Source organism: Persicobacter psychrovividus (genome assembly GCF_036492425.1).
GTDB lineage: Bacteria > Bacteroidota > Bacteroidia > Cytophagales > Cyclobacteriaceae > Persicobacter > Persicobacter psychrovividus.
In genome coordinates this window covers 522,901-542,969 of record NZ_AP025292.1, presented here as the reverse complement: position 1 = coordinate 542,969, position 20,069 = coordinate 522,901, and the positions used below count along the sequence as shown (strand labels likewise).

The following is a 20,069-nucleotide window of genomic DNA, read 5'->3' as shown; positions in this document are numbered from 1 at the left end:
CAATTATAAGGTAATCTGATCCAGCCTTGTGCTTTGTTGCAACAGCAAATGATCAGCAATGACCAAAGCGGCCATACTCTCCACAATGGGTACCGCCCGCGAAACCACACAGGGGTCATGTCGCCCTTTGCCGCTCACCGTAACCGCATTTCCATCAACATCAATACTTTCCTGATCCATCATAATCGTGGCAACAGGCTTGAATGCAACGCGGAAATAAATATCTTCACCATTGGAAATCCCTCCCTGAATCCCACCTGATCGGTTGGTTTTGGTATGGATCCCACCATCTTTATCGGTAACAAAGGCATCATTGTGTTGCGAACCGTACAATGCGACCCCGTCAAATCCACTACCGTACTCAAAACCTTTGGCAGCATTAATGCTCAACATCGCCTTGCCAAGCTCTGCATGAAGCCGATCAAAAACAGGCTCACCCAAACCTACAGGAGCACCACTGACCACCGCAGAAACCACCCCACCGATCGTATCTCTCTTCAATCGGGTATCATCAATCAGGGCAATCATCTGCTCAGCCACCTGCTGATCAGGGCACCGCACAATATTACTTTCTATTTGGCTCAGGTCAAGCTCCTGGTAAGATTTCTCCAACTTCAAAGGCCCCACCTGCGAAACATAAGCCTGTACTTTGATATCAAAATGTGCCAGCATTCGCTTGGCAATCGCACCAGCAGCTACCCTTGCGGCCGTTTCTCTTGCCGAACTTCTTCCGCCTCCACGATAATCCCGCTGCCCGTATTTCTCATGGTAGGTGTAATCGGCATGCGAAGGGCGAAACGACTTGGCGATATGCGAGTAATCCTTGCTCTTTTGGTCCTGATTCATGATGATCATGCCAATAGGTGTACCAGTGGACACCCCTTCAAAAACTCCCGAGAGGATCTCTACCTTATCGCCTTCTTTACGCTGGGTGGTGATTTTCGACTGCCCAGGACGCCGACGATCAAGTTCAGCCTGAATATATTCCTCATCAACAGGCACGCCTGCGGGGCAACCGTCAATTGTTACGCCCAAGCCACGGCCATGTGACTCGCCAAAAGTTGTTATGCGGAATTTTCTTCCGAATGAATTTCCCATCTTGGTATAGTAGTTTAGGTATTTTCTTTAATGCTTCCTGTGGCATCAATTTTTTCTGATCAGCAATACTGCTGTGCCTGTTACGGCCAATACAATAAGGATATTTCCGATCCACTGCCAGTAATTGACAGGCTCCAGGGCTTCAAGTTCATTATCATCCTTCCCGATGCGGTTATAAAACTCGCCGAGGTTATTGGATTCAATGGTTACAAATTTCTGACTCTGCCCAGTAACGGTGATCGTTTTTCGAGGTCGCAGGGTATCGTAAGCCTGCTTGCTCGGATCAAAGTACACCCAGTAGAAGAAGTCGCTCAGTTTATAAGTACCTGGCTCCCGAGGGATCCCATAATAGGTAAAGGTTTTTGAACCTGAAATACGGTTATTGTTTCTATTGATATTCTGGCGAATATTTGGCGGATAAAATTCTATATCCTTCGTTTTCACCAAAATTGGTTTATTGATCGAAGCGATATTCCCCTGCCCGTTAACGGTAAAAGAATATTCGAAACTTTTACCAGCATCAAGCTTGTCACGGCTGAGTTTTTCCGACAAGCGGAAACGGCCCACCGACACTTTGTCTTTCAGCGGGTGTTCAGGCAACTCAATCACCTTCACTGTTTTAGCGGGTGATTTAAAAGTTTTATAGTCTTCTTTTTTATTATTTCCGAAGAAGGTCTGCTGCTTGGCCACCTTGTACTTGATCATCTTCAGGGAAAGCGATGGAAATTTAAGCTCGCCAGCATTGAGCGGAAAATAAGTCGCTTGATACATGCGGTATTGCGTGTAACTTTTTCCGTTAATGGTTACAGGTACGCCGTTAATTCTATCGATATTGAAGTTTTCTTCCCAGCAGGATGCAGGCTTAATTTTCTTCACCATTTCCTGCACTTGTTCAGGTAACTGATAGAAATCCATCGGTGCCTGATTATTTGCCGCCACATAAAAAGCCAAATTAACATTGACACCCTCTCCTACATAAATTTGATTTTTGCTGGTGGTCAGCGCGAAGAAGGCATCATCTTTTACATCTACAAATTCCTGTGGCTGGGTATTTCTTCTCCCAAAGAAATCATCGAAAGGGTCACTGCCGAAGGGATCAAAACCACGGCTTCTGCGCCGCTGACGGGCAGGTCCGACGGTAATAGTTGTTCCTGAAGAGGATAACGTTTGCCCATTGACCTCCATTTTGAAAGGGGGAAGGCGAAATTTACCTTCTTTGGTTGGCGCATAATTTTGTATCAATGATTCAGAAGAAGACATCTGCCCATTGATATAATTTGTTGAAGAGGACGACGAAGTTCCCTGCATCACGAATCCATCAATTTGAGGAAAATTGGTATGGGATTTCATCCGACCATTTTCCACTTTAATAGTGATGGTAAACATCTGATTCTTAGCAACACTTGAAGATCCCAGCTCTAATGAAACCTTTTCGTTTTGAGCGAACGTATATAATGGTAACAGCAATAAAGCCAGTACAAACAGTACATGGTTTAATTTCCAGTTTCGTTCCATGAAAAAACTTTTTACTTAGTTTACTTATTACAAAAATAAGATAAATTTTCCTTTAACATTTATTTTTTTACGCCTCTAACATAAGGAGGCCTAAATTTTAACAACATGCTCAAATATTGCAAGACTATTCTGTCTAAAGTGAGTTTCGATGCCCATCTTTTCAAAAAAGAACTGATCAAAGCGATCAAATTTTGCATGCCTGTAGAAAGGCTCGAATTGCAAAACTGGTGTTATCAACAATTTGGTGATCAATACAACAAAATTCTCAACGAAGCTTTCGGATAGATTTTCTTTCCCCCAAACAATGATGGTCCTCTTTTTAACCGAAGGGGACTTTTTTTTGCTCAAAAATTAAATTGGCAGTTATAAAAAGTGTAAGTCGAGTTGATTGGAGGTGAGCCCCTCCAGCACCTGAATCGCTTCCTGATCTTCCTTCGCAAGATTTTCAACCAATAAACCGTCAACGCCCGCATCGAGCATCCATTTAACGGCCTGTGTCCATAACGTTTGCGGAAGTCGGTCCACATCGATCAGCATCCATAAAAAAACAGCCTCCTGATGAACTTTTTTCGAGGTCATAGCCATCAGAATTTTAGGCCAGTCCATACCACTTCGATGAGCGCCGTAAGGGTAAGTCAGCGCGACGGCACGAACACCGTATTTCAAGCCAACCTCCACGGCATTCATGCAGACTGCCGAATGACTGTTCCCCATCGGGTAATCAACGAGCAGGCCGATATCAGTAGATTCCTCGGCTTCACGCACCGCAAGCTTAACCCAGAAAGAGGGCAAGAAAAGCAACGCATTTGCTGTCATCGACTCACTAAATAGCCCTTTGGTTTGCCTGGGGTGCCACTGGGGAAGGATTTTTATATTTTGCATAAGTTCGTTGATCGATGATCCGTTTAAGTATTCTGTCAAAAACAACTCTTGAGATGCGATTGGTGGCTGTAAAGTATCGCTTTCCACCTACCGACCGCAAGATAGCAGCATCCCTCAGCGAATTTCATCAGCATTTAAAGGCTAAATTTGATTGGCGTACCTAATGCCACATGCCACACTCTTTGCAAAATTTCTTTTTGCCAGGCTTTCGCTTTTTGGGTTTGCGCTTATGGCCGAAATAGGTAGGGTCGGAATATTGCGGTTTTTTCATCTCCCGCTCCATTCGTGCATATTTTTCAGCATTTTGCTTTTGCCGTTCCTGCGCCTCAAAAATCGCCTGATCGTAAGTTCTTCCCTGACTTTGCTTCTGTGCCTCTTCAAGGAATTTTCGGCGTTTCTTTTCAGCCTTGCGCATTTGTCGTTTTTCCTTCTTGGTAAACTGCCTTCCAGGAGTTTTCGAATTGGGAGAAATAGATTGCGCATTCACCGACAGCCCACTGCAAAGCATGATCAATACAAGAATTACAGAGAAGAAAAGGCCTTTACGTTGCTGATCGTTCATCATATCTTTTTAAAATTCATTTCAATTTAAAAACTTTATTGCCTCAAAGCAATTGCTTGCGCTTTCACCAGGAGCCTGATGATTTAAACGCAAGATAAAGTTGGTTGATAATTTAATTTTCAAGAGGTGCAGTCGGCTTCACTCCCGTGCACCCTACACTACGGGCAATACACTTTCGATATCAAGGTGTGGTATGAATTGTGAATAACCGACAAGATGAGCCATTCCCCCCACTTATCCACAGTGGATAATGCTCTGCTTTTTTAGAAATTTCAAAAACCATACTGACTTATCCACTTTTCGCGTGTTCGTATTTCGATTTTTCAGTATCGATTCGCAACTTATCCACATGGCGCCGTTTTTCACTTTGATTTTCAGGACTAAAATTCGGCAAATCCCAACTTTGACTAAATTTTATGTGGAAAAGGCTGTGAATCACCAAGTTTTCCACAAAAGTTTTCCACACCACCCTTTTTCAGTGGATAACTAACTTATTGAAAGCAAATGATTTAAAAAAAGGTGATTTGCTACTCCTTGGCGAAGATAATGTTTCGTTTTAAGCCTGCTAATTTGGTCCGTTTTACGGCAGATTTACGGAAAATTTCACTGAAAACTTCCTGTGTCAATTCCTCCCACTCTCGGTTCTGCATCTTTCCCAAAGCGGGATGAGGTGCAAATTCAGGCTCACGGTGCGGTTTAGAAAATCGGTTCCAGGGGCAAACATCCTGACAAACATCGCAACCAAACACCCATTGATCCATCTGCCCTTTAAAGCTGTTCGGCAATTGATCCTTCAACTCGATGGTCAGGTAGGAAATACACTTACTGCCATCCACCACCTGAGGCGCAACAATTGCTTCCGTCGGACAGGCATCGATACACTTGGTACAGGTGCCGCAAAAATCTTTCGCATAGGGCAGATCAGGTTCCAGCTCAAGGTCTATGATCAGTTCCGCTAAAAAGAAAAAACTCCCCTGTTGTTTATTGATCAACAGAGAATGCTTCCCGATCCAGCCCAAGCCACTTTTTTTGGCCCAGCTTCGCTCCATAACAGGTGCGGAATCCACGAAGATACGGCCGTCAATCTCACCAATTTCATCATTCAAAGATTGCATCAATTCCTTCAGCCGATCCTTAACCACAAAATGATAATCTTTGCCGTAGGCGTATTTGGCAAATTTATATTCTCCGTCTTTAGCTAAATCTTCCTCGGGGTAATAATTATAGACCAGCGAAACGACTGACTTTGCCCCCTCGACGAGCTTTCGCGGATCCAGCCTTTTGTCAAAATGATTTTCCAGGTATTGCATTTTCCCCTGATAATCATTTTTCAGCCACTGCTCCAGCAAAGGGGCGTCCTCCTCCAAATACTCCGCTTTCGATACACCAACAAAATCAAAGCCCAGGCGCTTGGCCTCGGCTTTGAGAAATTGGGTGTTGTTCCTTATTGCTGTTGCGTTCATTCTGATGATTACTGTGATTGTTTTTCCTTCACAGGTTGATTCGGTTAGGTCGTAGGCAATAGCCTATAATTAGTGATTATTTTTTGACCATGATTACCTTGACTTAAAGGATGATCATGATTTTTTATTTTGCTTTAGGTTCATGTCCCTAAAAACAGTTCATATTGCAACTCATAAAATAATCTGTGGACAAAATCCTTCACAAATCAATCAAACAGGGAGCCCAAGCTTCTGGTATCCTGTTGTGGGTTTATGCCCAAATGATCGTAAGCCAAAAGCGTACATTCCCGACCTCTTGCTGTTCTTTTGATGTATCCTTCCTGAATCAGGAAAGGTTCATAAACTTCTTCGATCGTTTCGGCCTCTTCACTGACCGCAGTAGCGATGGTACTGATACCCACTGGCCCGCCTTTGAACTTTTCAATGATTGTCGACAAGATGCGGTTATCCATTTCATCGAGCCCGTTATGATCCACATCAAGGGCTTCAAGCGCCATTTGTGCAATGGCAATCGTAATGGATCCATCCCCCTTCACATCAGCAAAATCACGCGTTCTCCGCAGTAGATTATTGGCAATACGTGGCGTTCCCCGACTCCTGCGGGCAATTTCGTAAGCGCCGTCCTCATCAATTGGGGTGCCAAGCAATTCCGCAGAACGACGCACAATGTGTGTCAGCAACTGCGCATCGTAATATTGCAAACGAGCCGTAATCCCGAAACGCGCACGCAAAGGAGCAGTCAGCAATCCCGACCGAGTCGTTGCGCCAATCATCGTAAAAGGGTTCAGCCCAATTTGTACTGTTCTCGCATTAGGCCCACTGTCGAGCATAATATCGATTTTGTAATCTTCCATGGCCGAATAAAGGTACTCCTCCACCACAGGATTCAGGCGGTGAATTTCATCAATAAACAGCACATCATGCTCCTCGAGGTTGGTAAGCAGGCCCGCCAAATCGGAAGGTTTATCCAATACAGGGCCAGAGGTTACCTTGATTTCGGAACCCAACTCATTGGCGATAATATGTGAAAGGGTCGTTTTCCCCAAGCCTGGAGGGCCATGTAACAAGACGTGATCCAGGGGTTCATTCCGCTTTTTGGCAGCACCAACAAACACCTTTAGGTTATCGAGTACTTTCTCCTGTCCAGTAAAGTCATCAAAACTCAAGGGGCGCAACGCCTTTTCAAACTCTTTTTCTTTGGGGCTCAGATTATCATCCTCCCCATTTAAATAATCCTCACGCATAAGGTCTAAGGTTTATTATTGAAGGCAATTATTTGCAATAAGAAGCGAAATTTTAACAAAAAGATCACAATACTTCCTGCAAGAACAGGCAAAAGTAATCAATAGTGGGATTATTTCGCAAATACCCTTTTATTTGTCAAAAGAAATAAACCTATTGATCAAATGAGTCAGCAATCAAGACCGAAATTAAACCTAAAGAGCTTCATTTACCCAGCCATCTTGCTTTTATTGATGTGGGCGGTTCATTTATACCGAGATCATCAGCACCAGCAAAATGTTTCTGAGCACACCAAAAACATGGTGTACCTTGAAGGCGAGACCATGGGTACTTATTACCATATCAAATATATTGACCCACAGGGACGCAACTTTAAAACACAAGTCGATTCGCTTTTGGTGGCTTTCAATCAGTCCCAGTCTACTTATATTCCCACTTCAGAAATTTCAGTTTTCAATAAAAATCATGGACTCACTTACCAAAGCCCTTATTTTTATCAGGTACTGAAAACCTCCAAACAAGTTTATGAGGCTACCGATGGCGCCTTTGACCCAACAGTACTACCACTGGTGAAAGCATGGGGTTTTGGGCCAGGCAAAAAGGATGAAATGACTCCCCATAAGGTGGACAGCCTGAAAGCACTGGTAGATTTTAAATCCATCAGTTTTGACAGCCTGGCAGCCCAAAAATCCAGACCAGAAGTACAGCTGGACTTCAGTGCACTGGCCAAAGGCTATGGTGTGGATGTGGTAACTGATTATATCCGCGCACAGGGCATCGATAATATCATGGTTGAAATTGGCGGCGAGGTGGATTGCTACGGCATCAGCGATAAAAATCAGGCGTGGGTGATTGGCATTGACGAACCACTGACTGCCGATGAACTGAAAGCCCGTGGTGGTGGCCGACAGCTTTTTGCGGCCATTCAGGTTCAGGACCGTGGCATGGCAACCAGCGGAAACTACCGCAATTATTATATTGAAAATGGCAAGAAATATGCTCACACCATTGATCCCAAGTCGGGTTACCCTGTTCAGCATAGCATACTCAGTGCCACGGTATTGGCACCAAATTGCATGATTGCCGACGCTTATGCAACGGCCTTTATGGTGATGGGCGTTGAGAAAGCCAAAACGGTATTGCAACAGCACCCTGAGTTGGATGCCTACCTGATTTATTCGGATGAAAATGGTAAATTGAAGGTTTATGCGACTAAAAAAGCAGAGCAATCAATGATTAATATCCGTAAATCTTAATTCCTGAAACCTTCAAATAGAAAAACAACCTACAATGATGAATAAAAAAGAATGGTTTGGTGAATGGTTTGACTCCCCATATTATCATATCCTTTACAAAGACCGTGATTATGTGGAGGCTCAGAAGTTTATCAGTGTTTTGGCTGACAAGCTCGCTTTTGCACCCGACGCTAAAATCATGGACCTTGCCTGTGGTAAAGGGCGACACAGTATTTTCCTGAATAAAAAAGGTTACCATGTGGTTGGGCTCGACCTTTCGGCACAGAATATTGAGGCTGCCCGACAAAGCGCCAACAGTTCATTGCAGTTTTACATTCATGATATGCGAAATGTATTTGAACAGGGCAAAGGCAGTTTTGATTTTATCCTGAACCTGTTTACCTCTTTCGGTTATTTTGCCCAGGAGGATGAAAACAAACAGGCCATTTGCCGTGCCGCAGAAGGCCTCAAGAAAGGTGGGAAATTTGTACTGGACTTTCTGAATCCTGAAAAAGTGATTCAGGGATTGGTCCCTAAAGAACGTAAAACTGTTGAAAATATTGATTTCAGCATTACCCGCGCCCTCAGTGATGACGGCTATATAGTGAAGGATATTTGGTTTGAAGATGAAAACAGGCCTTTCCACTTTCAGGAACGGGTCAAGGCGATCCGAAAGGAGGATTTCATCCAATATTTTGAAGCTGCAGGACTGACCGTCGAGGCCGTTTACGGAGATTACCAACTGAACGATTACGATGAAAGGATTTCTGACCGAATGATTTTCGTCGCCAAAAAATAATTACAATGCCCGTCCGGTTCAGGATGGGCATTTCTTTTTTAAAGGAAATATTGGTGTTGCTATTTTTGTGCTACGGAATTTGTCTTAACTTGCCACATTATTGCATAAATAAAAATTATAAATAAACACCCTATGTGGCTAACCTTAGCTATCTTATTTTTTGCCACGATACTCGCAGGCTTGCTGCAACCGTGGATCTCAAAAAAATATAAACCCGACTTCCGCGCAATTCTTAATTTTGCAGGAGGTTATCTATTCGCGCTTACCCTTGTACATCAAATCCCTGAATTATTCCACAGCGATCATATTCATGCAGACTCCATGCACGAAAAAAGCATCCTTGGGCTGATCATTCTATGTGGTTTTTTCTTTCAGGTAGTGCTCGAAAAACTCTCTGGAGGCATTGAACATGGGCACTTCCACGCCCACAACGATCATCAGCACGGTAACCTGAGCCCGCTGGTATTGCTGATCGGCCTGGGCACCCATTCCCTGCTTGAAGGGGCAATGCTTGGCCACGGCGCCCTCAACGGCCATGAGCTTATTCATGGGCATTTCCATGGCAACAACCTGCTGTTGGGCATCCTGCTGCACAAAGTGCCCGCAGCATTTGCTTTAACCGCCATGCTGAACCACGGAAAAACCATGCAAAAAAACACCCTGTTCACCCTGGCCATCTTTGCGCTTGCCTCCCCTTTAGGCGTACTGATTACCCACTGGATTGGCGACTCTTCCTGGATCGATCATACGCAGCTCGAATGGATCTCGGCACTCGTTACGGGGAGTTTTCTGCATATCTCCTGCACCATCTTTTTTGAAAACTCCGGCAAAGAACACCGCTCATGGAAAGGCTTCGGTGCCATGGGATTGGGCACATTAGTCGCTATTGCAACAGAATTTATTCATTTTCACTGATAAATTCACCAAAGCATAACTTACTCCTTTTGACTTTTGATTGAACAAACCGTTTTCAAAATAGGTTCACAAGAGCCTTTTTTACACCATTGAGGATTGAAAATAATGATCAAAAATATAAGTCAACCATTGCTACATCACCATACTTTCATCAAATCGCAGGATTGCGACTGGGTGGTCTTTGTCCATGGTGCTGGTGGCAGTTCCCGTATCTGGGCCAAGCAGCTTGAAGATTTCAAAGCAGCATACAACGTTTTACTGCTCGACCTTCGGGGGCATGGGGAATCTCAGAACATGATTAAGGACCTGATCGAAGGGCCTTATACTTTTGAGTCTATCGCAAAGGATGTGATCTACCTTTTGGAATACCTGAAAATCCCCAAAGCACATTTTGTAGGCATATCGCTCGGGACGATCATCATTCGTACCATTGCAGAATTAAGAAGCGACATGGTGCAGTCTATGATTCTTGGTGGGGCGATTACCCGCCTGAAAATCAGCAGCAGAATTTTGATCAAAATGGCTGAACTGACCAAACAGTTTGTACCATATATGTGGCTCTACCGCCTGATGGCCTTCATCATCATGCCGAAAAAGAACCACGAGAAAAGTCGTTATATTTTTATCCGCGAAGCGAAAAAAATCGCACAGAAGGAATTTTTACGATGGTTCAAACTCACCAATGACGTCAACCCATTGCTGAAATTTTTCAAGGAAAAGGAAATTGCCACCCCAACGCTTTATATTATGGGGGCAGAGGATCATATGTTCCTCAAGCCCGTGAAAGAAATGGCACAAAAACACCATTCCGCTTTTCTGCAGATCATCGATAATTGCGGACATGTGTGTAATGTAGAGGCGCCAAATTATTTCAATAATATGGCCTTGAGCTTCCTTTCTGAGCACAAAGCAACGCCCTAAAAATATTGCCCGCTTGAATTAGGAATTTGAGGGGCATAAGCGGTATTTCACAGGATTGTCATATATTTGTGTACCTATTTTCAAAATGGGTCATTCAATCAAACCATAACCTCAACAAATACCCAAAAATTATGCTCACTGGTATCAAGCACCTGCACACCACGGTAGTTATTTTATTCACCCTATGGATTGTTTTTAAATTCATCATGATGATTGCCGCACCTGCAAAGGTGGATATTCTCCGTGCGAAAACGAAAATCGCCGACATGATCCTCGGTTTCCTTGTACTGGCCACAGGCTTATTCCTCTGGATGGCCTCCGGATTACTCGGCGAACCTTTGTTCATGCTTAAATTAGCCATTGTGCTTGTGGGTACCCCACTTGGCATTATTGGTTTCAGAAAGAAAAATATTGCGCTCGCAGGTATTTCAGCAGCAGCATTTGCTTTGTTGCTCCTGTATATGCTTTTCCATTACGGAGCCGTGGGCGCTTAAGATTATCAAATAAAAATTCATCACAGGGTAAGGCCAAACAGCTTTACCCTGTGCTATTTTCACCCCTTTGATCATGAAAAACAATCTTTTAGTTATCTTTGCATTATTGTCGGTCGGGCTGTGGGCCTGTGGTGGCAATGAAAAAAAAGCGGAAACAACGATCAAAACGCCTCAGAAAACAGTTGCTAAGGTAAATCCTGGCAAAAGTGTGTACAGAAAAGCCGCATGTGGCTCTTGCCATGGCACCGATGGAAAAAAAGGAATGTACCAGGCTTCAGACCTCAGTACAACGACCATGACCATGGAAGAACGCACCGAGATTATTGCCAACGGAAAAGGCAATATGAATGCTTTCAAGGATGTTTTATCACCGAAAGAGATTTCACAGGTCGCGCAATATATCGACCAATTAAAAGAAAAATAAAATAAGAAGCGTCGCTTTCGGGGCGTTTCATGACCATACTCCCGGCTTTTGGGTGCCGGAAGTATTTATATCGTGTATGAAAACAGAATCAATAACTACAAGTGCCAAGATTGAAACTGCCGTCTTGGTGGCAGTATCCACACAACAGCAGCGTCCTGAAAAAACGGAAGAATACCTTGCTGAGCTGGATTTCCTGGCTACTACCGCAGGGGCAATCACCAAGGCAAAATTCACACAGAACTTAGAACACCCTGACAACAAAACTTATGTAGGATCGGGTAAGCTTGAGGACATCAAGGCCTATGTTACTGCATATGATATCGATATGGTCATTTTTGATGATGACCTTTCCCCTTCACAGGTACGGAACCTGGAAACTCATTTTGAGTGTAAAATCCTTGACCGAAGCCTGCTGATCCTGAACATCTTCTCGGATCGTGCAAAAACGGCGCAAGCCAAAGTGCAGGTAGAGTTGGCGCAGTACCAGTATGTATTGCCTCGACTGACCCGAATGTGGACGCACCTTCAGAAACAAAAAGGTGGTGTGGGTATGCGTGGACCTGGGGAAACAGAGCTTGAAACTGACCGCCGGATCATTAAACACCGAATCAGTATTCTGAAAGAAAAGCTGGATAAAATTGACCGACAGTCTAACACCCGCCGACAAAATCGCGACCGCATGGTGCGTGCTGCCCTGGTAGGTTATACCAACGTGGGGAAATCCACTTTGATGAAGGCCATTGCCAAGGCCGATGTATTTGCAGAAAACAAACTGTTTGCCACCGTTGATTCCACCGTAAGAAAGGTGGTCATCGATCGTATTCCTTTCCTGCTGACCGATACTGTTGGGTTTATCAGAAAGTTACCGACAACCCTGATCGAGTGTTTCAAATCCACTTTGGATGAAATTCGCGAAGCTGACGTGTTGATCCACGTGGTAGACATCTCCCATGAATCTTTTGAAGAACATATTGAGGTGGTGGGCAAAACCCTGACCGAGATTGGGGCTGCCAACAAACCGACCGTTTTGGTATTCAACAAGATTGATCTTTACGAAAAGCAGTTGCGTCGTGAGGAGCATGAGCGTCGCCGACTTGAAGAATTGGGGCAAGCACCTGATTATGAAGAGGAGGAAACTGAAGACCTGATCACGCGCCTGAAAAGAACTTACCATGGCAAAGATGAGCATACTACGGTATTTATCTCGGCCTCGAAAAAGAAGAACATCGACGAGTTTAAAAAGGAAGTATTGCGTAAAGTGCGAGAAAAACACTTTGAAATATTTCCCAATTATAAAAAAGAAGAATGGGAGTGGGGAGGTAATTTCGACCTATCCACAGACGGTTCTGAAGAAATAGACTAATACCCCAAAAGGAGATTTTTCGAAAGTTAAATCTCCTTTTTTTATGCCCTGACGGTAGTTTAAGCACAAATAAATTGTAATTTTAGCCCGAAACGGGAGCTGCTATTCCCAAGCTTATCTATCGTACATCAACCAGAATACCATGACAAATATTTGGCTTACCGCCTTATTGTGCAGTATGTGCTTCTTGGCTTTTCCGGCCTCCGCACAGGAACAGCAGGCCCCAAAAACTGGCGACATCCAACTGCTGAATGAAAATTTTTCACGGTTCCGAAAAAAAGGTAAAATTCATTCCTCTATTGCCTTTTCCTTCAATACCAAGCATGCCCAAAATCAGGATCAGCTCATTCAGCAGGTGCTCGACCAAAATAAATACGACTTCTCTGTAGAGCCGCTGGTGGGGTACTTTCTCAAAGATAACTTTTCCCTTGGATTCGCCCTGAAATACGAAAGAGGGATTAACGAGCGGACCATTATCGGGGATCCTGATGATCGTTTTTTGCAAACAGCATCTCAGAGCTACCGACTCACGGGTTTTATGCGAAACTACCTTCCACTGGATGGTAAAGGGCGCTTTGCGCTTTACAATCAAACAAACCTTTACTACGAACATGGGCAGAGGCTGAATGTTACCACCACCGACATGAACATCAGTAAATCGGTCAATAATTATTATGAAGTTGGCCTCGGCATACAACCTGGGATGGTCGCTTTTATTACCAAAGGCTTTGCCCTTGAGGTATCGGTAGGCCTGTTGGGGTTCAACCTGAGTAAAGAAGAGGAAAGAATCAACTATGAAGAGATCACAGAAGTAACAACCTCTTCCTTCGATTACCGCCTGAGCCTATTGGAACTGAATATAGGTGTTGCTTTATATTTTTAATTCGATCAAAAGATGAACCAATCAATCAGATATATCGGCCTTTGTTTTTTGCTTTTTGCCACAATTTCCTGCCGTATCGATGAGTCCTATTTCGGACTGAACGATCAGGCTGAAATCCTTACCTTCAACCTGCCAAACCAGATTGGCGCGGCAAAAATTGATACCGCCACGCAGCGCATTGTCCTGGACCTTCCTTTTGGTACCGACCTCCAGGAAATTACTCCGGTAAGCATTACCACAAGCAGTTTATCCTCCCTGAGTCCGGAAGAGGATATTTCACAGAACTTTTCCGATAAGGTAACCTATACGGTGAGGGCTGAAAATGGCACTGAAAAACAATGGGAGGTAACCGTCAATTTGGTGATTTCCGAAGATGGCGATCAGCCCACCAACAGTAATTTCGAAAGTTGGTACACCGATGAATACAGCAGCTTCTTCGGCAAAGTTGAATATCAGCAAATAGGGGTTAGCAAGGAAAGCGACAACTTCTGGTGCACCCCCAACGAGGGAAGTAAAAGAGCCGGAAAGGCAGAAAACAATATTCCTTTTCAGAAATCGGATGGGCCTGCAGTGCGGCTTACAACCATCGATGTTTCGACGGTGGAAGGATTCCCCCCAATTGCTGCAGGAAGCCTCTACTCGGGAACATTCAACTATGGAAGTAACCTGATTCCCAACCCCTATGAACTACCGACCTTCGGGCAACCCTTTACCGCCCGCCCGAAAGGATTCTCCATCAGCTACCGCTACTTCCCTGGCACAGGCAAGCAGTACAGAGGCATTAATGGCGACAAGGTTTTGCCCGTTGATGATCAGGCCGACGCTGCCGACCTTTATGTTTTGTTGAGAAACAACGATGGCAATGGCAACATTCAGCGCATCGGGACTGCCTGGTTGCGAGTAATAGATAAATCTTTTGATCCTGCCAATAATCAAGTGGACGAAGGCTGGCAAACCGCTCAGATAGAAATGATCTACGGACCAAACGACCAGCTACCTGACTACGCATTGCCCAAAGCGAGTGAATATGTAAGCTTGAATGAAAGTGGATTCTTCGACGATCCACAAGCCAACCCCAACGAGATCGTGGTGGTCTTCTCGCCGAGTGCAAACGGTAATGATTTTGCTGGCGTTATTGACAGTGAACTGAATGTCGCCAATTTTAAGCTGATCTATTAATTAGATCCTGCCTGATGTTCGGAGCGGAGGCTAAAGCAACCGCTTAAAAAGGCGAGAAATGGAAAATTAACAACAGTGACTGATGGTCAGTAACCGGGGCGGGATAAAATTATCAAGCTTCGGAAACGATTCATCAGTCATTTTTTTGCCCCTTCCCTTTTGCCCTTGATCGACAATTAATGAAATGATTTTCTCTTGCCCGATTTTTTAATTTTCTTTGCAGTGAAATCATTTTTAATAGAAAATCAGCATGATGCGATCTACGCCATTATTTTTATTCCTTTTGATCACCCTGGCCTTTTCCGCCTGTACCAATAAAAACAACGATAGCCTGATTACTTTCCACACCCCTTTTGGTGACATGAAAGCCACCCTTTACGATCAGGCTCCTGGACATAAAGCCAATTTCCTGAAGCTGGCTAAAAGTGGTGCCTATGACAGCACAACCTGGCATCGGGTAATTAATGACTTCATGATACAGGGCGGCGACCTCGCAGAGGCTGGGATGCCTGAAAAAGCGCAAAAAACCATCCCCGCCGAGTTCAACAAAGCACTCTTTCATCAAAAAGGTGCCATTGCTGCTGCCCGCAGAGGAGACAATATCAATCCTGAAAAACGGTCAAGCGCCTGTCAGTTTTATATTGTCGATGGGGTGAAAACTTCCAAAATGGAGCTGATCGCCAATATGCCCCTTATCAATAAATATTTGATGAAATACTTACCCGAAGTGCCGGGCTACGACAGTGTATTGTACAAACTCAACAACATCTATCAGGCAAAAGGACTCGAGGCTTATAATGCCGAAATATTTAAACTGGTCCCGATGATGGAAAAGCGCTTCGATGTTCCGATGATCAAGAAAGATTACCCACAGGCAAGAATTGATGCCTACAAGTCTATCGGAGGCGTATATCACCTCGATGATGAATACACCGTTTTCGGGCAAGTGGTACAAGGCCTTGCCGTCATTGATCAGCTTGCGGCAGTAAAAACAGGAAAAGGCGACCGACCTGTCGAAGATATACATGTAAGCATCAGTATTGAAGAATTACCCAAAGCGGAGATCAGCAGGAAATACGGCGTTATTTACAGTGAAAATGGCGGGGAAAGCGTTCCATTATCAGTATTAAAAAAAGACTATGGTCTTGATAAATAAAGGCAATAATTGACATTTGAGGTTACCGTTTAAACCCAAATATTATTTTTTTGAAGTTTATTCATTAATTACTGCCTTAAAAAATAACTATTATTATTTTTGCGTCAGCTTATCTGAGCTACAACTTAATCAATCACTAAGAACGATATTATTATGAATATCCTAATCCTTGGATCTGGAGGTAGAGAGCATGCTTTCACCTGGAAAATCAAACAAAGTCCTAAGTGCGACCGACTGTTCGTTGCTCCTGGCAATGCCGGAACAGCGGAAATCGCGGAGAACGTCAATATCGGCGTTACTGATTTCGAGGCATTGGGTGCTTTCATTCTTAAAGAGAACATCGATCTGATGGTGGTTGGCCCTGAGGTTCCTTTGGTGGAAGGTGTTCGTGATTTCTTTGAAGCAGATGAAAAATACAGCCAACTGAAGATCGTCGGACCAAAGAAAGACGGTGCTACTTTGGAAGGAAGCAAGGATTTCTCAAAAGCATTCATGCAAGAGTACGGCATCCCAACGGCGGCTTACCAAACGTTTACTGCGGAAACGATCGAGGAAGGTTTGACTTACCTGGACGGCATGAATACGCCTATCGTATTGAAAGCCGACGGCCTGGCTGCGGGTAAAGGTGTTTTGATTTGCGAAACGCACGAAGACGCCAAAGCATCTTTCAAAGAGATGTTGTTGGAAGCCAAATTCGGTGCAGCTTCAGCAAGCGTTGTGGTAGAAGAATTCTTGACAGGTATTGAGTTGTCGGTATTCGTTTTGACCGACGGAAAAGACTATGTGATTTTGCCTGAGGCCAAAGATTACAAGCGTATTGGTGAGCAAGACACAGGATTGAACACAGGCGGTATGGGTGCGGTTTCTCCGGTATCTTTCGCAGGTGATGAATTCATGAAGCGTGTCGAAGACCGCGTTGTAAAGCCTACGATCAACGGTTTGCAAGACCGTGGCATCGACTATAATGGTTTCATCTTCATCGGATTGATGAATGACAATGGCGACCCGAAAGTGATTGAGTACAATGTGCGTATGGGTGATCCTGAGACGCAGGTAGTAATCCCTCGTATCAAGTCGGACTTCTTGGATTTGTTGGAAGCAGCAGCCAATGGTCAGTTGGGTAATACTTCTTATGAGGTTTATGATGAAATCGCTACAACCGTTGTAATGGTAGCAGGTGGTTATCCTGAGGCTTATGGCAAAGGAGATGAAATCACAGGTATCGCTGATGTAAACACGGCAACGGTTTTCCATGCAGGAACCAAAGCGGAAGCAGGCAAAACATTGACCAACGGTGGCCGTGTGTTGAACATCACAGGTAAAGGCGACAGCTTGAATGCCGCTTTGGAAAATGCTTATGCGGGCGTAAACAAAATCTCTTGGGACAAAGCGAATTTCCGTAAGGATATCGGTCAGGATTTGTTGAAGTTGGAAAAATAGAACCATCTTATTGTAGTTCAAGCGTCCCGCTTGGACTACCCAATACATATAACATTGATCCAAGCGAGACGCTTGAACCAATTCAACGATCAAACAAAAGGTCATTGTACTATCAGGTGCAATGACCTTTTTTGTTGGCCGAATCCACCTATCACGAGAGGGGCTCTCGCGATAGCCTAATTCCCTCTATCAGGAGAGTCTCTCTCGTGACAGACCAAAGGTAGTCCCAGCCACAAATCCCCCCACAATACCTTCAGCAAAAATAATCAAGCTTATATTCAAAATATTTCTTAATTTTATCATTACCTTGAAATAAACTGATCTACCCTATCATTTTTTCATTTTCATATCAATTCAACAGGAGCGTGATGAACCATGGGTAGCACCTCTGATTTTATATATATCAATTATTATGGAAGAATGTACCACTTGTGGGACTGACAATGAGCATGCTGAAGGCTGTGGAAGCCAAGGCTCCTGCAGTTCTGGGGGTTGCAATAAAATGAATTCCTTTGACTGGCTTTCCAATATGGAATTGCCCGTGGACAAGGAGTATGATGTAATAGAAGTTCGCTTTAAAAACGGACGCAAAGACTTTTTCAGAAATATCCACAGCTTGCCAATCACAACTGGCGAGGCGGTAATTGTAGATGTACCCAATGGCCACCACTTGGGCTATGTATCAATGATGGGCGAATTGGTTCGCTTACAGATGCGTAAGAAAAAAGTGGAGGACAACGAGGAGATTCGCCCAATCTACCGTGTGGCGAGTGAGAAAGATTTCAATAAATTTTACGAGGTTAAGAAGAGAGAAACGCCCACCCTGTTCCGTACAAGGGAGATTATTGAGCGCTTGAGCTTGAATATGAAGCTGACTGACATTGAATATCAGGCAGATAATACCAAAGCGACCTTTTACTATTCTGCCGATGAGCGTGTCGATTTCCGTGAGCTGATCAAAGTGCTGGCTTCGGAGTTCAAAATCCGTGTAGAGATGCGTCAGATCAGCTTGCGTCAAGAAGCAGGTCGATTGGGCGGTATTGGCTCTTGTGGTCGTGAGCTCTGTTGTTCGACTTGGTTGAATGAATTCAAAAGTGTCTCCACTTCCTCTGCCCGTTACCAAAACCTTTCGCTAAATCCAAGTAAGCTTTCTGGGCAGTGTGGCCGTTTGAAATGTTGCCTGAATTACGAGCTGGAAACCTATCTCGAAGCATTGCAGCATATTCCTGAAATTACCGTACCACTGGTGACGGAAAAGGGAGAAGCACGCCTGCAGAAAACGGATATTTTCCGCCGAATCATGTGGTTCGGTTACGAGAGTGAAAACTCATGGTATTCTATTCCGATTGATCGTGTTCTGGAGATTATCCGCATGAACAAAAACGGAAAATTCCCTGCAACACTTGAGTCGGATGTGCAACAAGCCATTGATACGCAAGGCGCCTTTGCGAGTGACCTCGACAAACTCGATAAAAAGTACAGCAACGCAGAGCCGAAGCGCAGAAAGAAAAAGCGCAGGAAAAAGCCTGAAGATCAGGGAGCACAGGGCCAAAATAACAGGACTAACGCCGAGGGCCGATCAGGTGAGCAGGAAGATAAGGGCAACCGTAACAACGACCGTCCGAACAACCGCCGCCGACAAGCTCGACCACAGCGAAGAAGACCTGAAGGCAATAAAGAGCAGAAAACACAACAGGGACAGCACAACCAAAAACCTGAGGCAAAAACCGACGGTAAAGGAACAGCGATCCCTCCAAGGCAAAAAATGCGCCCGCAGCAATCTGATGCACAAAGCCCCAAAGATGCTTCGGCGGAAGGTGGCGCTAAGGTGGCTAAAGAAGGCGGAGAGCAAAAACGCCGACGCAACTTCAACCGTCGACGCAAGCCAAATAACCGAGGACCAAAACCGAACACCAACAGTAATAACAGCAACGATTGATGAAGTGCTCAAAGATAATCATCTTCGCCCTGCTAACATGCTGTTGGGCTTGTGGCCCGAACCATGTCTATGAGGCGATGCATAAATTTGAAGACCAGCAGTGGCAAGATCAGGACGCACCTGTTTTTGATTTCTCCATTGCTGATCCTGCGGAAACTTACGACGTCACCTGCTTGATCAGGAATACGCTGGAGTACCCGAAGCACAACATTTACCTGACCTATACGCTCGAAGACAGCACTGGTCAGGTTTTGGATTCTGAACTGCTCAAAAAAGACCTTTTTGATGCCACCACTGGCAGGCCACTGGGTAAAGGAATGGGCGACATCTACGATCATGAGTTTGCGCTCAAGACCGATTTCCGCTTCCCCCACCGTGGTGGCTACCGTCTGAAATTGCAGCAGTTTGTCCGCAATGAAGGCACCAGCCTACCCAACATTGTTGCTGTGGGTGTCCGTGTTCTCAAAAAAGAAAAATAAATGATAGAAACCACGCTGAAGTATTTTCAGGGTGGTTTTTTCCTTTCAACTAAATTGTTCCTGTATGGCTGTTGCTTGCA

At 44.5% G+C, this 20,069-nt stretch carries 20 protein-coding genes; 14 read left to right on the top strand and 6 right to left on the bottom strand.

Annotated elements, in window-relative coordinates; translation table 11 throughout:
• Window positions 1–3: 3 nt before the first annotated feature.
• On the bottom strand, window positions 4–1,098 hold the full coding sequence (gene aroC, locus AABK40_RS02410; protein ID WP_332920852.1) for a chorismate synthase: 1,095 nt from the start codon (window positions 1,096–1,098) through the stop codon (window positions 4–6).
• Between the two features lie 45 nt (window positions 1,099–1,143).
• The gene (locus AABK40_RS02405; protein WP_332920853.1) at window positions 1,144–2,613 is read right to left on the bottom strand and encodes a BatD family protein; all 1,470 of its coding nucleotides are present in this window, start codon (window positions 2,611–2,613) and stop codon (window positions 1,144–1,146) included.
• A gap of 105 nt (window positions 2,614–2,718) precedes the next feature.
• On the opposite strand from AABK40_RS02405, the gene AABK40_RS02400 reads away from it, so the two are divergent.
• Window positions 2,719–2,898 carry a hypothetical protein gene (locus AABK40_RS02400; RefSeq protein WP_338397538.1) on the top strand — a complete coding sequence of 60 codons (180 nt, stop codon included), beginning with the start codon at window positions 2,719–2,721 and terminating at the stop codon, window positions 2,896–2,898.
• A gap of 78 nt (window positions 2,899–2,976) precedes the next feature.
• Here AABK40_RS02400 and AABK40_RS02395 read toward each other — a convergent pair whose 3' ends face one another.
• From AABK40_RS02395 to ruvB, 4 genes are all read right to left on the bottom strand, one after another.
• Window positions 2,977–3,495, bottom strand: a complete 519-nt coding sequence (locus tag AABK40_RS02395; protein ID WP_338397537.1) for a hypothetical protein — start codon at window positions 3,493–3,495, stop codon at window positions 2,977–2,979.
• Between the two features lie 160 nt (window positions 3,496–3,655).
• Window positions 3,656–4,060: a hypothetical protein gene (locus AABK40_RS02390; RefSeq protein ID WP_338397536.1), complete on the bottom strand. Its 405-nt coding sequence runs from the start codon at window positions 4,058–4,060 to the stop codon at window positions 3,656–3,658.
• 524 nt (window positions 4,061–4,584) lie between these two features.
• Window positions 4,585–5,520 (bottom strand): tRNA epoxyqueuosine(34) reductase QueG, encoded by a 936-nt coding sequence (queG, locus tag AABK40_RS02385; RefSeq protein WP_332920856.1) that lies wholly within the window; start codon window positions 5,518–5,520, stop codon window positions 4,585–4,587.
• Between the two features lie 206 nt (window positions 5,521–5,726).
• Window positions 5,727–6,764 (bottom strand): Holliday junction branch migration DNA helicase RuvB, encoded by a 1,038-nt coding sequence (gene ruvB, locus AABK40_RS02380; RefSeq protein WP_332920857.1) that lies wholly within the window; start codon window positions 6,762–6,764, stop codon window positions 5,727–5,729.
• 162 nt (window positions 6,765–6,926) lie between these two features.
• On the opposite strand from ruvB, the gene AABK40_RS02375 reads away from it, so the two are divergent.
• From AABK40_RS02375 to AABK40_RS02315, 13 genes are all read left to right on the top strand, one after another.
• Window positions 6,927–8,018 (top strand): FAD:protein FMN transferase, encoded by a 1,092-nt coding sequence (locus tag AABK40_RS02375; RefSeq protein ID WP_332920858.1) that lies wholly within the window; start codon window positions 6,927–6,929, stop codon window positions 8,016–8,018.
• A 34-nt stretch (window positions 8,019–8,052) separates the two neighbouring features.
• Window positions 8,053–8,796 (top strand): class I SAM-dependent DNA methyltransferase, encoded by a 744-nt coding sequence (locus AABK40_RS02370; protein WP_332920859.1) that lies wholly within the window; start codon window positions 8,053–8,055, stop codon window positions 8,794–8,796.
• Between the two features lie 132 nt (window positions 8,797–8,928).
• A complete protein-coding gene (locus tag AABK40_RS02365) occupies window positions 8,929–9,711 on the top strand; it encodes a ZIP family metal transporter (RefSeq protein WP_332920860.1) in 783 nt (260 codons plus the stop codon).
• Window positions 9,712–9,816: 105 nt separating this feature from the next.
• The gene (locus AABK40_RS02360; protein ID WP_332920861.1) at window positions 9,817–10,632 is read left to right on the top strand and encodes an alpha/beta fold hydrolase; all 816 of its coding nucleotides are present in this window, start codon (window positions 9,817–9,819) and stop codon (window positions 10,630–10,632) included.
• Window positions 10,633–10,763: 131 nt separating this feature from the next.
• Entirely contained in the window at window positions 10,764–11,126 is a 363-nt protein-coding gene (locus AABK40_RS02355; protein WP_332920862.1) for a hypothetical protein, read from the top strand.
• Window positions 11,127–11,199: 73 nt separating this feature from the next.
• Window positions 11,200–11,550, top strand: a complete 351-nt coding sequence (locus tag AABK40_RS02350) for a c-type cytochrome (RefSeq protein ID WP_332920863.1) — start codon at window positions 11,200–11,202, stop codon at window positions 11,548–11,550.
• 76 nt (window positions 11,551–11,626) lie between these two features.
• Complete coding sequence (gene hflX, locus AABK40_RS02345) at window positions 11,627–12,913, top strand: GTPase HflX (RefSeq protein ID WP_332920864.1); 1,287 nt, start codon at window positions 11,627–11,629, stop codon at window positions 12,911–12,913.
• Between the two features lie 142 nt (window positions 12,914–13,055).
• Window positions 13,056–13,796 carry a hypothetical protein gene (locus tag AABK40_RS02340; RefSeq protein WP_338397535.1) on the top strand — a complete coding sequence of 247 codons (741 nt, stop codon included), beginning with the start codon at window positions 13,056–13,058 and terminating at the stop codon, window positions 13,794–13,796.
• 12 nt (window positions 13,797–13,808) lie between these two features.
• Window positions 13,809–14,975, top strand: a complete 1,167-nt coding sequence (locus AABK40_RS02335) for a PCMD domain-containing protein (protein ID WP_338397534.1) — start codon at window positions 13,809–13,811, stop codon at window positions 14,973–14,975.
• Window positions 14,976–15,225: 250 nt separating this feature from the next.
• A complete protein-coding gene (locus AABK40_RS02330; RefSeq protein WP_338397533.1) occupies window positions 15,226–16,131 on the top strand; it encodes a peptidylprolyl isomerase in 906 nt (301 codons plus the stop codon).
• A 153-nt stretch (window positions 16,132–16,284) separates the two neighbouring features.
• Window positions 16,285–17,571, top strand: coding sequence for a phosphoribosylamine--glycine ligase (gene purD, locus AABK40_RS02325; RefSeq protein ID WP_332920868.1), 1,287 nt, complete (start codon window positions 16,285–16,287; stop codon window positions 17,569–17,571).
• Window positions 17,572–17,983: 412 nt separating this feature from the next.
• Entirely contained in the window at window positions 17,984–19,510 is a 1,527-nt protein-coding gene (locus AABK40_RS02320; RefSeq protein ID WP_338397532.1) for a PSP1 domain-containing protein, read from the top strand.
• Window positions 19,510–19,989, top strand: coding sequence for a gliding motility lipoprotein GldH (locus tag AABK40_RS02315; protein ID WP_332920870.1), 480 nt, complete (start codon window positions 19,510–19,512; stop codon window positions 19,987–19,989). The genes AABK40_RS02320 and AABK40_RS02315 overlap by 1 nt, the downstream gene beginning before the upstream one ends.
• Window positions 19,990–20,069: the final 80 nt, after the last annotated feature.

What these genes read in the sequence shown, in the direction of transcription:
- AABK40_RS02340 (WP_338397535.1), top strand. Translation starts at nt 13,056, where the DNA reads ATGACAAATATTTGGCTTACCGCCTTATTGTGCAGTATGTGCTTCTTG.
- AABK40_RS02320 (WP_338397532.1), top strand. Translation starts at nt 17,984, where the DNA reads ATGGAAGAATGTACCACTTGTGGGACTGACAATGAGCATGCTGAAGGC.
- hflX (WP_332920864.1), top strand. Translation starts at nt 11,627, where the DNA reads ATGAAAACAGAATCAATAACTACAAGTGCCAAGATTGAAACTGCCGTC.
- purD (WP_332920868.1), top strand. Translation starts at nt 16,285, where the DNA reads ATGAATATCCTAATCCTTGGATCTGGAGGTAGAGAGCATGCTTTCACC.
- AABK40_RS02355 (WP_332920862.1), top strand. Translation starts at nt 10,764, where the DNA reads ATGCTCACTGGTATCAAGCACCTGCACACCACGGTAGTTATTTTATTC.
- AABK40_RS02400 (WP_338397538.1), top strand. Translation starts at nt 2,719, where the DNA reads ATGCTCAAATATTGCAAGACTATTCTGTCTAAAGTGAGTTTCGATGCC.
- AABK40_RS02360 (WP_332920861.1), top strand. Translation starts at nt 9,817, where the DNA reads ATGATCAAAAATATAAGTCAACCATTGCTACATCACCATACTTTCATC.
- ruvB (WP_332920857.1), bottom strand. Translation starts at nt 6,764, where the DNA reads ATGCGTGAGGATTATTTAAATGGGGAGGATGATAATCTGAGCCCCAAA.
- AABK40_RS02375 (WP_332920858.1), top strand. Translation starts at nt 6,927, where the DNA reads ATGAGTCAGCAATCAAGACCGAAATTAAACCTAAAGAGCTTCATTTAC.
- AABK40_RS02335 (WP_338397534.1), top strand. Translation starts at nt 13,809, where the DNA reads ATGAACCAATCAATCAGATATATCGGCCTTTGTTTTTTGCTTTTTGCC.
- queG (WP_332920856.1), bottom strand. Translation starts at nt 5,520, where the DNA reads ATGAACGCAACAGCAATAAGGAACAACACCCAATTTCTCAAAGCCGAG.
- AABK40_RS02330 (WP_338397533.1), top strand. Translation starts at nt 15,226, where the DNA reads ATGATGCGATCTACGCCATTATTTTTATTCCTTTTGATCACCCTGGCC.
- AABK40_RS02405 (WP_332920853.1), bottom strand. Translation starts at nt 2,613, where the DNA reads ATGGAACGAAACTGGAAATTAAACCATGTACTGTTTGTACTGGCTTTA.
- AABK40_RS02395 (WP_338397537.1), bottom strand. Translation starts at nt 3,495, where the DNA reads ATGCAAAATATAAAAATCCTTCCCCAGTGGCACCCCAGGCAAACCAAA.
- AABK40_RS02350 (WP_332920863.1), top strand. Translation starts at nt 11,200, where the DNA reads ATGAAAAACAATCTTTTAGTTATCTTTGCATTATTGTCGGTCGGGCTG.
- AABK40_RS02315 (WP_332920870.1), top strand. Translation starts at nt 19,510, where the DNA reads ATGAAGTGCTCAAAGATAATCATCTTCGCCCTGCTAACATGCTGTTGG.
- AABK40_RS02365 (WP_332920860.1), top strand. Translation starts at nt 8,929, where the DNA reads ATGTGGCTAACCTTAGCTATCTTATTTTTTGCCACGATACTCGCAGGC.
- AABK40_RS02370 (WP_332920859.1), top strand. Translation starts at nt 8,053, where the DNA reads ATGATGAATAAAAAAGAATGGTTTGGTGAATGGTTTGACTCCCCATAT.
- AABK40_RS02390 (WP_338397536.1), bottom strand. Translation starts at nt 4,060, where the DNA reads ATGATGAACGATCAGCAACGTAAAGGCCTTTTCTTCTCTGTAATTCTT.
- aroC (WP_332920852.1), bottom strand. Translation starts at nt 1,098, where the DNA reads ATGGGAAATTCATTCGGAAGAAAATTCCGCATAACAACTTTTGGCGAG.